The organism is Streptomyces sp. 3214.6 (genome assembly GCF_900129855.1).
GTDB lineage: Bacteria > Actinomycetota > Actinomycetes > Streptomycetales > Streptomycetaceae > Streptomyces > Streptomyces soliscabiei.
Window position 1 is genome coordinate 7249667 of record NZ_LT670819.1, and the last position, 13000, is coordinate 7262666.

The following is a 13000-nucleotide window of genomic DNA, read 5'->3' on the forward strand; positions in this document are numbered from 1 at the left end:
GCCGTACCACCTGACGCCCCCGCCCCATGGGCGCTACGCGCTCTGCTGAAGCCTCTTCTCCCGCAGCAGGGAAGCGAGAGCCGCGGCGAACTCCACGGGCTCCACAGGGTGCGTCACAGCCGCGTCAGCCCGGCTCCACGTGGCCAGCCACGCATCCTGCGGCCGCCCGATCAACACCAGCACCGGCGGACACTGGAACACCTCGTCCTTGACCTGTCGGCACAACCCCATGCCGCCCATCGGCACGGCCTCGCCGTCGAAGACACAGACGTCGATCCCGCCCTTGTCCAGCTCCTTGACGGCCGCGGCCGGCGTCGCGCACTCCACGAACTCCACCACAGGGGCGTCCGGAGCGGGCCGGCGCCCGGTCGCGAGCCGTACCTGCTCGCGGGTGTTGGAGTCGTCGCTGTAGACCAGCACCGTGGCGGTCGCCTGCATGCTTCCTCCGTGACATCAGCGTCGTAAGCGTCGTACGGACAGAACCGATGTCGCGGATGCTACTCCCTTGAACACCCCGTCAACACCGCTTGGAACGCGACTTCGATGGGCCATACGGGCAGTACACACGGTGCGAACACTCCGAACGGCACCCCCCGGAGTGAGGGCGGGATAAGGGACCGACATAATGTCGGTCGTGGCGACAGCAACGACAGTAGAAACCGGGCACGCGCACCCGTCGGTCAATCGGCCGAACCTCACCAGCGTCGGAACCATCATCTGGCTGAGCTCCGAGCTGATGTTCTTCGCGGCCCTCTTCGCGATGTACTTCACCCTGCGATCGGTGACGGGTCCTGATCACTGGAAGGAAATGGCCGAGTCCCTGAACCTTCCGTTCTCGGCCACCAACACCACGATCCTGGTGCTCTCCTCCCTCACCTGCCAGCTCGGCGTCTTCGCCGCCGAGCGCGGTGACGTGAAGAAGCTCCGGATGTGGTTCATCGTCACCTTCATCATGGGTGCGATCTTCATCGGCGGGCAGATCTTCGAGTACACGGAGCTGGTGAAGAAGGACGGGCTCTCGCTCTCCTCCGACCCGTACGGCTCGGTGTTCTACCTGACCACCGGCTTCCACGGCATGCACGTGACGGGCGGCCTCATCGCCTTCCTGTTCGTTCTCGGGCGCACCTACGCGGCCAAGAGGTTCACCCACGAGCAGGCGACAGCGGCCATCGTCGTGTCCTACTACTGGCACTTCGTCGATGTCGTCTGGATCGGCCTCTTCGCCACGATCTACCTGATCAAGTAGCCGGGCCCGCTCCCGCACCTCCGCAAGCATCGACGCAGAAGATCCTGACACCGGGGTAATCCGTGAAAAAGCTCTCCGCACGACGACGCCATCCGCTGGCGGCGCTCGTCGTCCTAGTCCTCGCGCTGGCATGCACAGGGTGGCTGTATGCCGCGCTCGCGCCCGCGAGCAAGGCGCAGGCAGACGACACCGCCCAGTCCCTCGCCATCGATGAGGGCAAGAAGCTCTACGCCGTAGGCTGCGCCAGCTGCCACGGCACCGGCGGTCAGGGCAGCTCCGACGGTCCGAGCCTGGTCGGCGTGGGCGCCGCGGCCGTCGACTTCCAGGTCGGTACCGGCCGTATGCCGGCGGCGACCTCCCAGGGCGCCCAGGTGCCCGCGAAGAAGGTCATCTACTCGCAGGCCCAGATCGACCAGCTGGCCGCGTTCATCTCCTCCCTCGGCGCCGGCCCGTCCGTCCCGACCGAGGCCCAGTACGGCCCGGAGGGCGCGGACATCGCCAAGGGCGGCGAACTGTTCCGCACCAACTGCGCGCAGTGCCACAACTTCATCGGCAAGGGCGGCGCCCTCACCAAGGGCAAGTTCGCTCCGACCCTTGAGGACGTGGACCCCAAGCACATCTACGAGGCCATGCAGACCGGCCCGCAGAACATGCCCTCCTTCCCCGACACCACCCTGTCGGAGCAGAACAAGAAGGACATCATCGCGTACCTGCACGCGGTCAACGGCGACGAGACGACCAACCCCGGTGGTCTGGAGCTGGGCGGCCTCGGGCCGGTCAGTGAGGGCCTGTTCGCCTGGATCTTCGGTCTCGGCGCCCTGATCGCGGTCGCCGTCTGGGTCGCCGCTCGGACCGCAAAGGCCAAGAAGTCATGAGTAGCCAAGACATTCCAGAAGAGAACCTGCCCGCTGAGCAGGGCCACGCGCACGGTACGGCGGTAGGCGTCGCGGACGAGAAGAACCCGTTCGCCGACCCCGGCCTGCCGCCCCACGAGCACCGCGTCCAGGACATCGACGAGCGGGCCGCCAAGCGGTCCGAGCGTGCGGTCGCCTTCCTGTTCACGCTGTCGATGCTCGCCACCGTCGGCTTCATCGCCTCCTATGTGACGATCCCCGCCGACAAGTCGATCTTCGTGTTCCCGATCGGTCACATCAGCGCGCTGAACTTCGCGCTGGGTCTGACCCTGGGCACGGCGCTGTTCACCATCGGCGCCGGCGCGGTCCACTGGGCCCGCACCCTGATGTCGGACGTCGAGGTCGCCGACGAGCGGCACCCGATCGCCGCGAGCCCCGAGGTCCGTGCGAAGGTCCACGCGGACTTCAGGCAGGGCGCCAAGGAGTCCGCGCTCGGCCGTCGCAAGCTGATCCGCAACACGCTGTTCGGCGCGGTCGCCCTGGTGCCGCTCTCCGGCGTCGTGCTGCTGCGCGACCTCGGCCCGCTGCCCGAGGACAAGCTGCGGCACACGCTGTGGGCCAAGGGCAAGCTGCTCGTCAACATGAACACGAACGAGCCGCTGCGCCCCTCGGACGTCGCCGTCGGTTCGCTCACCTTCGCCAAGCCCGAGGGCCTGGAGGAGCACGACGAGGAGTTCCAGAACGAGATCGCCAAGGCGGCCCTGATGATCGTCCGGCTCCAGCCGGACAACATCAAGGACAAGCGCGAGCTCGAGTGGTCGCACGAGGGCATCGTGGCGTACTCGAAGATCTGCACCCACGTGGGCTGCCCGATCTCCCTGTACGAGCAGCAGACGCACCACGTGCTGTGCCCCTGCCACCAGTCCACCTTCGACCTCTCCGACGGTGCCCGAGTGATCTTCGGCCCCGCCGGTCACGCCCTGCCGCAGCTGCGCATCGGTGTGAACGACGAGGGCTACCTCGAGGCGCTCGGCGACTTCGAAGAGCCCGTCGGTCCTGCTTTCTGGGAGCGCGGATGAGCACCACAGAGTCCACTGAGACCCGCGAACGCGGGAAGGCTCCGGCCGGCGAGCGCATCGCCGACTGGGCCGACGGCCGGCTCGGGATCTACTCCCTGGCCAAGGCCAACATGCGCAAGATCTTCCCCGACCACTGGTCGTTCATGTTGGGCGAAGTGTGCATGTACAGCTTCATCATCATCATCCTGACGGGTGTGTATCTGACGCTGTTCTTCCACCCGTCGATGAACGAGGTGGAGTACCACGGCTCTTACGTCCCGCTCCAGGGACAGCTGATGTCCGAGGCGTTCAGCTCGACCCTGCACATCTCCTTCGACGTGCGCGGCGGTCTGCTCATCCGGCAGATCCACCACTGGGCGGCGCTGATCTTCCTCGCCGGCATGTTCGTGCACATGATGCGCGTGTTCTTCACGGGTGCGTTCCGCAAGCCGCGTGAGGTCAACTGGCTGTTCGGCTTCCTGCTGTTCGTCCTGGGCATGTTCACCGGCTTCACCGGTTACTCGCTCCCGGACGACCTGCTCTCCGGCACCGGTGTCCGCTTCACCCAGGGCGCCATCCTGTCGATGCCGATCGTCGGCACGTACATCTCGATGTTCCTGTTCGGCGGCGAGTTCCCCGGTCACGACTTCGTGGGGCGGTTCTACTCGATCCACATCCTGCTGCTGCCCGGCATCATGCTGGGCCTGATGGTGGGCCACCTGATCCTGGTCTTCTACCACAAGCACACGCAGTTCGCGGGCCCCGGCAAGAGCAACAAGAACGTCGTGGGCATGCCGCTGCTGCCGGTGTACATGGCCAAGGCCGGAGGCTTCTTCTTCCTGGTCTTCGGTGTCATCGCGGCCATCGCGGCGATCGCGCAGATCAACCCGATCTGGGGCATGGGCCCCTACCGTCCGGACCAGGTGTCGACCGGCGCCCAGCCCGACTGGTACATGGGCTTCGCCGAGGGTCTGATCCGCTTCATGCCGGGCTGGGAGATCAACCTCTGGGGTCACACGCTCGTCCTGGGCGTGTTCATCCCGCTGGTCATCTTCGGTGTGGTCCTCGCCGCGATGGCGGCCTACCCGTTCATCGAGTCCTGGATCACCGGCGACAAGCGCGAGCACCACATCCTGGACCGCCCGCGCAACGCGCCGACCCGTACGGCGCTGGGCGTCGCCTGGGTCACGATGTACATGATCACGCTGGTCGGCGGTGGCAACGACCTGTGGGCCACCCACTTCCACCTGTCGATCAACTCGATCACCTGGTTCGTCCGGATCTTCTTCTTCGTCGGACCGGTCATCGCGTACATCCTCACCAAGCGGATCTGCCTCGGCCTGCAGCGTCGCGATCACGACAAGGTGCTGCACGGTCGCGAGACCGGCACCATCAAGCGGCTGCCGCACGGTGAGTTCATCGAGATCCACGAGCCGCTCAGCCAGGAGCAGCTGCACACCCTCACCGCGCACGAGCAGTACGCGCCGGCCGCGATCGGCGCGACCGTCGACGAGAACGGCGTCGAGCGCAAGGTGAAGGGCTCGGAGAAGCTCCGCGCCAAGATCAGCAACGCGTACTTCGGCGAGGACCAGCAGATCCCGAAGCCCACTGTCGAGGAGTACAAGGAGATCACGAGCGGCCACGGCCACCACTGATCCCAGGCGTCGCCACGCCGCCCCAAAGGGCCCCGTCCGGTCTTCGGACGGGGCCCTTTGCCGTGCCCACGGGCTGGATAGGGTGGGGTTCACACGGGTCCGGACGACCCACGACGACGGACGACGACACGCACAGGAGCGGCTATGAGCGCTGTGACCCCCGCTGGAGGCGACACCGCGGCGGACCGTTCCTGGCCCGGGCTGCTGAACGGCCTGCTGGACGGCCGTGACCTCAGCGCCGACGACACCGCCTGGGCGATGGACCTGATCATGCGCGGCGAGGCGACCGACGCGCAGATCGCGGGCTTCGCGGTGGCCCTCAGGGCCAAGGGCGAGACGGTCGAGGAGATCACCGGTCTGGTCCGGACGATGTACGAGCACGCCAATGTGATCGAGGTGCCCGGCCGGACCGTGGACATCGTCGGCACGGGCGGTGACGGCGCCAAGACGGTCAACATCTCCACGATGTCGTCGATCGTCATCGCCGGCACCGGCGCGAAGGTCGTCAAGCACGGCAACCGGGCCGCGTCCTCCGCGTCCGGCGCCTCGGACGTGCTGGAGAAGCTGGGCGTCAATCTGGAGCTGACGCCGAAGCGGGTGGCGGAGGTCGCCGAGGAAGCCGGCATCACCTTCTGCTTCGCCATCAAGTTCCATCCGGCGCTGCGTCATGTGGCCGCCGCGCGCGGCCAGTTGGGCATTCGCACCACCTTCAACGCGCTCGGTCCGCTGACCAACCCGGCCAAGGTGAAGGCCCAGGCGGTGGGCGTCGCCGACCCGCGCCTGGCACCGCTCATCGCTGGTGTCCTGGCCGAGCGCGGCAACTCCTCTCTCGTCTTCCGCGGCGACGACGGCTTCGACGAGTTGACGACCACCTCCACCTCCCGGGTGTGGATCGTCCGCGACGGCAAGGTCACCGAGGAGTCGTTCGACCCCCGGGACGTCGGCATCGAGCTGGTGCCGGTGGAGGCATTGCGGGGCGCCGACCCGTCGTACAACGCGGAGGTGGCGCTGCGTCTGCTGGACGGCGAGACGGGCCCGGTCCGTGACGCCGTGCTCCTGAACTCGGCGGCGGCCCTTGTGGCCCTCGACCCGGGGGCCGGGACGCTGGCCGAGCAGCTCCGGGCCGGTATGGCGAAGGCCGCCGAGTCGATCGACTCCGGGTCGGCCAAGCGGGCGCTGGAGCGCTGGGTGGCGGCCAGCAACAAGTAGCCGACAGCGGCCGCGGTCCCGTAATCCGGACACGAGTTGCGGGACCGCGATCACTTCACGTACGTTCCTTGGCAGGTCATGAGTGACAGTCATGAGGCCCCGGCCGACTGTCCGGCAACCCTCCGTCCGTGGCGGGGTGCCCCGGGTGAAGACCAGGCCGTAGGCAGCGAGGTCTACGGCAAGCGCGGGCCCCTCTCGAAACCAGGGGTCCTGGTCGTTCGAGGGAGTCTTCCGTGAGCAAGCGAATGCGATAGGGCTGCCGAGCCCCGCCTCCGCGCACCCTTCTTCCCATCTCCGCGTGCGTCTCTTCCGCATGCCCCCTCACGGGAGTTCCCCATGTCTGTCTCCACCGCTGCCGCCCTTCAGGCCATTTGTGCCCCGCTGCCCGTTCTGGGCCGGGATGTCACCGTCCCGCTCGTCACCGGCGGCGAGGTCACCTACGCGGCGCTCGACTACGCGGCCAGCGCCCCCGCCCTCCAGCGCGTCTGGGACGACGTGGCGGCCTACGCCCCCTACTACGGCAGCGTCCACCGCGGCGCCGGCTACCTCTCCCAGCTCTCCACCGACCTCTTCGAGAACGCCCGCAGGACGGTCGCCGAGTTCCTCGACTGCCGCGCCGACGACCAGCTGATCTTCACCCGGTCGACGACGGACTCCCTCAACCTGCTGGCGCAGGCGCTCCCGGCCGACTGCCAGGTCTTCGTCTTCGAGACCGAGCACCACGCCTCGCTGCTGCCCTGGCAGGACGCCCGGGTCACCTACCTGGACGCCCCCCGCACCCCCCGCCAGGCCGTCGAGACCCTGGAGCGCGCCCTCGCCGACCGCACCGTGTCCATTGAAGGGGGGCACGGTCCGGCCCTGGTGTGCGTCACCGGCGCCTCGAACGTCACCGGCGAGCTGTGGCCCGTCCGTGAGCTCGCGGCGACGGCCCACGCCCATGGCGCCCGCATCGTCCTGGACGCCGCCCAGCTGGCCCCGCACCACCCGGTGTCGGTGCAGGACCTCGACGTCGACTGGGTCGCCTTCTCCGGCCACAAGCTGTACGCGCCCTTCGGCTCCGGCGTCCTCGCCGGCCGTGCCGACTGGCTCCTCGCGGCCGACCCGTACCTCGCCGGCGGCGGCGCCAGCCGCAAGGTCACCCGGCGCGAGGACGGGGGAGTGGACGTGCAGTGGCACGAGAGCGCCGCCCGCCACGAGGCCGGCTCCCCGAACGTGATCGGCGCCTACGCCATCGCCTCGGCCTGCACGGCGCTGACGGAGGCCGGCTTCGACACGCTGGTGGCCCGCGAGCAGTACCTCATCGAGAAGGTGCGGACGGGGCTGGCCGAGGTGCCGGAGGTCCGGATCCTCTCCCTCTTCGGCGACGACGCCCCGCGGGTCGGCGTGATCTCCTTCGTCGTCGAGGGCTGGAACAGCTCCCACTTCGCCGCCGCCCTCTCCGCCGAGTACGGCATCGGCGTCCGCGACGGCCTCTTCTGCGCCCACCCGCTGCTCCGCACCCTGCTGGGCAGCGACCCGCAGAGCCAGGGCGAGTGCGGCGCCCCCGAGGCGGCCCCCGGCGAGAAGTCCCTCAACGCGATCCGGGTGAGCTTCGGCGCCGGCACCCCCGACGAGCACGTGGAGCGGTTCGTCGACGCGGTGCGGGAGCTGGTGGCCGACGGCGCACGGTGGCAGTACCGCACGCAGGACGGCCGCTGCGTCCCGGCCGTCTAGGAGTCCAGGCCGATCGCGAACGCCGCCTCCAGGTCGTGCTGCGAGTAGGTGCGGAAGGCGACGTGCGTGTCCGTCGCCTCCACTCCGGGGATCTTGCTGATGCTGCCCGGGATGACGTCCGCCAGGTCCTCGTGCTGCTTCACCCGCACCATGGCGATCAGGTCGTAGGTCCCGGTGACGGAGAAGACCTCGCTCACGGAATCCAGCGAGGCGATCCGCTCGGCGATCTCGGGGATCCGGTCCACGCTGGTCTTGATGAGGACGATCGCGGTGATCACGGCTGGTTCTCTCCCTAGGGGGGCCGGAGCTGGGCGGGCTTCACTCTATGACGTGAGGGGTGGCTCACCAAAGGGAGAGTCGTGGGCCCGGCCGACGTCAGCGGGCCGGATCCGTCAGCGGGCCAGATCCGTCAGCGATCCGCGCAGCGTTTCGCGCAGTCGCCGCATCTGCTCGGGGGCGTAGGTCCAGCTGTCGTACTCGTTCTGCACGAGCAACCGGCCGCCGAAGCTGGCGACGCCGATCTTGGGAGGCATGCCCGGCGCGTTGGCCGTTCCGCCGAAGCGGAGCAGCTCCACGTCCTCGGGGACGGGGTGCGCGGGGATCCGGCCGACGTTGGAGATCCCGTAGCTGACGACCGGGACGGGCACCGCGACGCCCCGGGCGCCGGCCCTGAGCGCGGCCAGCAGGAAGCGCTCGGGGTCGCGCCGGGCCAGCGCGCCGGCGACCTGGTCGGAGACCTCCCGGCCCACGCTCTCCGGCCGGTCGTCGTGGCCGACGGCCAGCGTGGTCTGCAGGCCGGTGATGCAGTTGAGCACGGTGCTCAGGGGCAGCTCGGGCGTCAGCCGGGTGCGCAGGTCCACACCGTGACCGCAGGTCATCGTCAACGGGCCCTGCTCGGGCGCGAGTTGTGCGCGGACGGCGGTCAGGACCAGCCCCGTGACGAGGCTGTTGACGGTCACCTGGCGGGTCCGGGCGGCGGCCACCACGGCGTCGGTGGTCTGCACGCCGAACTCCAGCCGGTCGACCACGAAGCGGCGCGTCGCGGCCGGCCGGTCGGGGCGCCCCACACCCTCGGTGGGCAGGACCGCGGGCTTGGTCTCGGCCGCCGCGCCCTGCGCGATCGCGTCGACCACGGCGTCGACCTCCGCGTCCGGCAGGGCGCCCGCCAGCCGGGTGTCGATCGCCTCGGGCAGTTCCTCGCGTCGCTCGACGGACGGGCTCGCGCCGGCCGCCAGGGCGGTGTAGTGCTGCCAGAACTCGTCGAGCAGGGCGAACGCCGAACGGCCGTCGGCCACCCCGTGGTGGACGCCCAGCACCACCTGGGAGCGCTCGCCGTCGGTGAGCAGCCAGGCGTGCAGCAGGCTCTCGGTCCAGTCGGGCCGCGTGTTGATCAGTTCGGCGTAGGTGTCCTCGATGCCGTCGAGCAGGGTGAGCGGCGGCTCGACCCGGTCGCGGACCCGCAGCAGCAGGCCCGCCTCGCCGGCCGCCACCTCGCAGCGCAGGATCGGATGGCGCTCAGTCAGCAGGCACAGCGCCCGCCGCATCAGCGCCGGGTCGAGCCGGCCGCGTACCAGGGACTCCACGAACGCCGGCATGTCGTACAGGGGGAGGCCCGCCGCTCCCAGGTCCAGGAAGTAGATGCTCTCGAAGGGCGATATGGGGCGCTGACGGGTCATGGTGCTTCAGGTCTCCGATCTCGGTGGACGAAGGGGCTTCTCCTGCCGGGCCGCCGCCCGGTCGGCGCCGCCGAGACGGTGCAGGGCGGCCTCGAACTGCTCCTGGTCGAGCGGTGGCGCGGGCAGGGGGTGGGCGGCCGCGGGGCGCAGACCGTCCAGCATCAGGGCCAGGTGGCGCCGCCAGGACCCGGGGGCGGCGGGCGTGGCCCGGCCCAGCGCGGCCAGCAGGAACAGCAGGTCCTCGACGGTGAGGTCGGGGCGGATCGTGCGCTGTTCCTGGCCGCGGCGCAGCAGCGTCTCCAGCGTGCGCCGGTTCTCCTCGCGCAGGGCGTCCAGGGTGGGCACGCCCCGGATGCCGGTGGTCATCAGATCACCGGCGCCACGGTCCGCGGCCAGCAGCGTGAAGACCCGGTCCAGGTAGGCGGTGAGGCCGCTCCAGGCGTCCGCCCGCTCCCGGGTCTCGCGGGCCGCGTCCAGGATCGGGGTCAGCGCGTCGTGGAAGACGGTCTCGATCAGTGCGGCGCGGTCGGTGAAGTGCCGGTAGAGCGTCGCGTTGCCGACCCCCGCCCGGCGGGCGATGTCGTCCAGCGGCGCGTCCACCCCGCGTTCGGCGTAGATCTCCCGGGCGGCGGCGATCAGCGTCTCACGGTTGCGGCGCGCGTCACTGCGCCGAGGTGTCCGCCGTTCGTCTCCGCCGTCCATGCGCGGCACCCTAACAGTGAAACCGGGGAGAGCTCCCCGTTTTGTTGCTATGGTCGCACCGTCCACCGGGGGAGCCCTCCCCGCTCAGCCGCACCAGCGAGTTCGAAGCGAGGAACACCGTTGTCCGTGACGGGATTCGAAGATCTGACAGCACTCGGCCGGCCTTTCGTCGACGATCCGTATCCGGTCTACGAGCGGATGCGCGCGCAGGGGCCGGTGCACCGGGTCCGCACCGCCGCGTCGGGGGAGTTCTGGCTGGTCGTGGGCCATGCGCAGGCGCGGTCGGCGCTGGCCGACGCGCGGCTCTCCAACGACATCAGGCACTCGGCCGGGTGGCAGGACGACGGCGGCAACTCGATCGGCCTGAACATGGTGCAGACGGATCCGCCGCAGCACACCCGCCTGCGGGGGCTCGTGGCGAAGGAGTTCACCTCCCGGCGCATCGAGGCGCTGCGTCCGAAGATCCAGCGGATCGCGGACGAACTGGTGGACGCCATGCTGCCGTTGGGCCGCGCGGACCTGGTCGAGTCGTTCGCGCTGCCGTTGCCGCTGGCCGTGATCTGCGAACTGCTCGGCGTGCCGGCGAGCGACCGCAAGACCTTCCACGACTGGTATCTGGAGAGCACCGACTTCACCCGGCCCGAGGTCGCCGCCGCCGCGGCCCAGGCCATGGCGGGGTACCTCGCCGAGCTCATCGCGGCCAAACGGCGCGAGCCCGGCGAGGACCTGTTGAGCGCGCTGGCCGGCCGCCTGGGCGAGGAGGACGGCCTCACGCCCGAGGAGATGCTGGGCATGGCCTTCGTGCTGCTGGTCGCAGGCTACGAGACCGCGGCCAACCTGCTGTCCAGCGGAACGCTCGCCCTGCTGCGCCACCCCGATCAGCTGGCGGCGCTGCGCGGCGACTGGTCGCTGTTGGAGAACGCCGTGGAGGAGATGCTCCGCTACGAGGGGCCGGTGGAGACCACGGCGTTCCGCTACGCCAAGGAGCCCGTGCAGATCGACGGCACGGTGATCGGCGCGGGCGATTCCGTGGCCGTCGTGCTGGCCGCCGCGTCCCGTGACCCGAAGCGGTTCGCCGAGCCCGACCGGTTCGACATCCGCCGCGACACCCGCGGGCACACCGCCTTCGGCTACGGCATCCACCACTGCCTGGGCGCCCCGCTGGCCCGCATGCAGGGCGCGATCGCCTTCCGCACCCTGCTGGAACGCTGCCCCGGCCTGGCCCTGGACACGGACCCCGCCGACCTGCGGTGGCGCCCCAGCCTGATGCTCCGCGGCCTGCACGCGCTCCCCGTCACCTTCCGCTAGTGACCTGAGTCGGAGCTGGCCCACCCGCGCTTTCATCTGCACTTCACACCGACGAGCTCGTCCTGGCTGAACTTCCTGCACACCTACAACCACCACCGCTGCCACACCGCACTCCGCGGCCAGCCACCCATCAGCCGTGTGAACAACGCTGCGGCTCAATACACCTAGCGCGGTTCGGGCGTCATCGGCAGCGGCCCGGCCGTCAGGCTCATCTCGGCCCGGGGCGTGACGGTGGCGCCCGGCACGGGCCGCAGACGCCAGCGGGAGGCGAGGGCGGCCAGCGCGAGCGTCGCCTCCGTCATCCCGAAGACGTCGCCGATGCACTTGCGGCTGCCCGCCCCGAACGGCAGATACGAGCCACGGGTGACGTCTTTGGCGCGCTCGGGCAGCCACCGGTCCGGGTCGAAGGCCTCCGGGCGCGGGAAGAACTCCGGGATGCGGTGGATGACGTAGGGGCTGATCAGGATGTCCGTCCCGGCCGGCAGCCGGTGGCCGGCCAGTTCGGTGGGCTGGGTGGTCATCCTGGTGTACATCCAGGCCGGTGGGTACAGGCGCAGGGTCTCGGTGAAGATCCGCTGGGTGTGGGCGAGCCTCGGCACGTCGGCGTACGTCGGCGGCCGCCCGCCCAGCACTTCGTCGACCTCGGCGTGCAGTCGCGCCTCCGCCTCGGGATGGGCGGCCAGCAGATGCCAGGCCCAGGTCAGGGCGCTCGCGGTGGTCTCCACGCCGGCCAGCAGCAGGGTCATGACCTGGTCGTGGACCTCCCGGTCGGTCAGCGCGCCGCCGTCCTCGTCGTCCCGCGCGGCCAGCAGCGCCGACAGCAGGTCGCCGCGGTCCTCGCCGGAGCGCCGGTAGTCCCCGACGATGCCGTCGATGAGGGTGTGCAGCCGGCCGAGGGCGGCGTCGAACTCACGGTTGGCGGCCAGCGGCAGCCTGGCGATCAGACCGGTGGGATCGAGCGCCCGGCGGAACGCGCCGCGCACCATGACGGGCAGACTGCGCTGGATCTCCGCGACGGAGTGCGGCGCCATCTCCGTCGAGAACAGCGCGCGTGCCGTCACCCGCGCGGTCAGCGCCTGCATCGCGTCACCGACGTCGACCGGCCGGCCCGGCCGCCAGGTCTCCGCGTGCGCGGCGCACTCCTCGCGCATCACCTCGGCGTACGTCGCGATGCGCGTGGCGTGGAAGGCCGGCTGGACCATCCGCCGCTGTCTGCGGTGGTCGGCCCAGTCGGAGGTGATCAGCCCGTTGCCGAGGATGGGGCGGGCCTTCTCCTTCACCGGGCCCCCGGTGTCGTAGACCCGCGCGTTCAGCAGCACGTCCTGCACCAGCTCCGGATGGCAGGGCAGATAGGTGAGCCGGGTGCCCAGCCGCAGCTCGACCAGGTCGCCCAGGGCGGGCAGCGACGAGAGGTACTCCAGCGGGCGGCGCGCCAGGTGCAGTGCGTGGCCCGCCAACGGAAGCCGGCCCGGCGCCTTGGCGATCCGCCACCTGCGCCTGACCGGGTCGGATTGGGTCTTCATGCCGGATGCGCCCCCTGAGACGGTACGGACGGAGAGACAGGAGATACAGGAGAGAC

The 13000-nt window shown here is 70.1% G+C and carries 12 protein-coding genes, 1 pseudogene and 1 riboswitch; of the genes and pseudogenes, 8 read left to right on the plus strand and 5 right to left on the minus strand.

Going from position 1 to position 13000, the window contains the following annotated elements:
- Window positions 1-33: 33 nt before the first annotated feature.
- On the minus strand, window positions 34-438 hold the full coding sequence (locus tag B5557_RS32785; protein ID WP_079662844.1) for a hypothetical protein: 405 nt from the start codon (window positions 436-438) through the stop codon (window positions 34-36).
- A 187-nt stretch (window positions 439-625) separates the two neighbouring features.
- Between B5557_RS32785 and ctaE the strand changes: the two genes are divergently transcribed.
- From ctaE to B5557_RS32815, 6 genes are all read left to right on the plus strand, one after another.
- Window positions 626-1246, plus strand: coding sequence for an aa3-type cytochrome oxidase subunit III (gene ctaE, locus B5557_RS32790; protein ID WP_079662845.1), 621 nt, complete (start codon window positions 626-628; stop codon window positions 1244-1246).
- 62 nt (window positions 1247-1308) lie between these two features.
- Window positions 1309-2121: a cytochrome bc1 complex diheme cytochrome c subunit gene (gene qcrC, locus B5557_RS32795; RefSeq protein WP_079662846.1), complete on the plus strand. Its 813-nt coding sequence runs from the start codon at window positions 1309-1311 to the stop codon at window positions 2119-2121.
- Entirely contained in the window at window positions 2118-3179 is a 1062-nt protein-coding gene (qcrA, locus tag B5557_RS32800; protein WP_079662847.1) for a cytochrome bc1 complex Rieske iron-sulfur subunit, read from the plus strand. The genes qcrC and qcrA overlap by 4 nt, the downstream gene beginning before the upstream one ends.
- On the plus strand, window positions 3176-4813 hold the full coding sequence (gene qcrB, locus B5557_RS32805) for a cytochrome bc1 complex cytochrome b subunit (RefSeq protein WP_079662848.1): 1638 nt from the start codon (window positions 3176-3178) through the stop codon (window positions 4811-4813). Before qcrA ends, qcrB begins: the two co-directional genes overlap by 4 nt.
- Window positions 4814-4957: 144 nt before the next feature.
- Window positions 4958-6022, plus strand: coding sequence for an anthranilate phosphoribosyltransferase (gene trpD, locus B5557_RS32810; RefSeq protein WP_079662849.1), 1065 nt, complete (start codon window positions 4958-4960; stop codon window positions 6020-6022).
- 74 nt (window positions 6023-6096) lie between these two features.
- Window positions 6097-6213, plus strand: a riboswitch (SAM riboswitch).
- 145 nt (window positions 6214-6358) lie between these two features.
- Window positions 6359-7735, plus strand: coding sequence for an aminotransferase class V-fold PLP-dependent enzyme (locus B5557_RS32815; protein ID WP_079662850.1), 1377 nt, complete (start codon window positions 6359-6361; stop codon window positions 7733-7735).
- On the opposite strand, the gene B5557_RS32820 is transcribed toward B5557_RS32815, so the two are convergent.
- From B5557_RS32820 to B5557_RS32830, 3 genes are all read right to left on the minus strand, one after another.
- The gene (locus tag B5557_RS32820) at window positions 7732-8013 is read right to left on the minus strand and encodes an Lrp/AsnC family transcriptional regulator (protein ID WP_079662851.1); all 282 of its coding nucleotides are present in this window, start codon (window positions 8011-8013) and stop codon (window positions 7732-7734) included. The two genes, B5557_RS32815 and B5557_RS32820, sit on opposite strands and share 4 nt — an antisense overlap.
- A 114-nt stretch (window positions 8014-8127) precedes the next feature.
- Entirely contained in the window at window positions 8128-9411 is a 1284-nt protein-coding gene (locus B5557_RS32825) for a phthiocerol/phthiodiolone dimycocerosyl transferase family protein (RefSeq protein ID WP_079662852.1), read from the minus strand.
- A 6-nt stretch (window positions 9412-9417) separates the two neighbouring features.
- Complete coding sequence (locus B5557_RS32830) at window positions 9418-10113, minus strand: TetR/AcrR family transcriptional regulator (RefSeq protein WP_079662853.1); 696 nt, start codon at window positions 10111-10113, stop codon at window positions 9418-9420.
- Window positions 10114-10239: 126 nt separating this feature from the next.
- On the opposite strand from B5557_RS32830, the gene B5557_RS32835 reads away from it, so the two are divergent.
- A complete protein-coding gene (locus B5557_RS32835) occupies window positions 10240-11421 on the plus strand; it encodes a cytochrome P450 family protein (RefSeq protein ID WP_231976112.1) in 1182 nt (393 codons plus the stop codon).
- A gap of 69 nt (window positions 11422-11490) precedes the next feature.
- A pseudogene (locus B5557_RS46375) lies at window positions 11491-11589 on the plus strand (IS481 family transposase); the annotation flags it as partial.
- Here B5557_RS46375 and B5557_RS32840 read toward each other — a convergent pair.
- Window positions 11586-12944, minus strand: coding sequence for a cytochrome P450 (locus B5557_RS32840; RefSeq protein ID WP_079662855.1), 1359 nt, complete (start codon window positions 12942-12944; stop codon window positions 11586-11588). The pseudogene B5557_RS46375 and the gene B5557_RS32840 sit on opposite strands and share 4 nt — an antisense overlap.
- Between the last annotated feature and the right edge of the window lie 56 nt (window positions 12945-13000).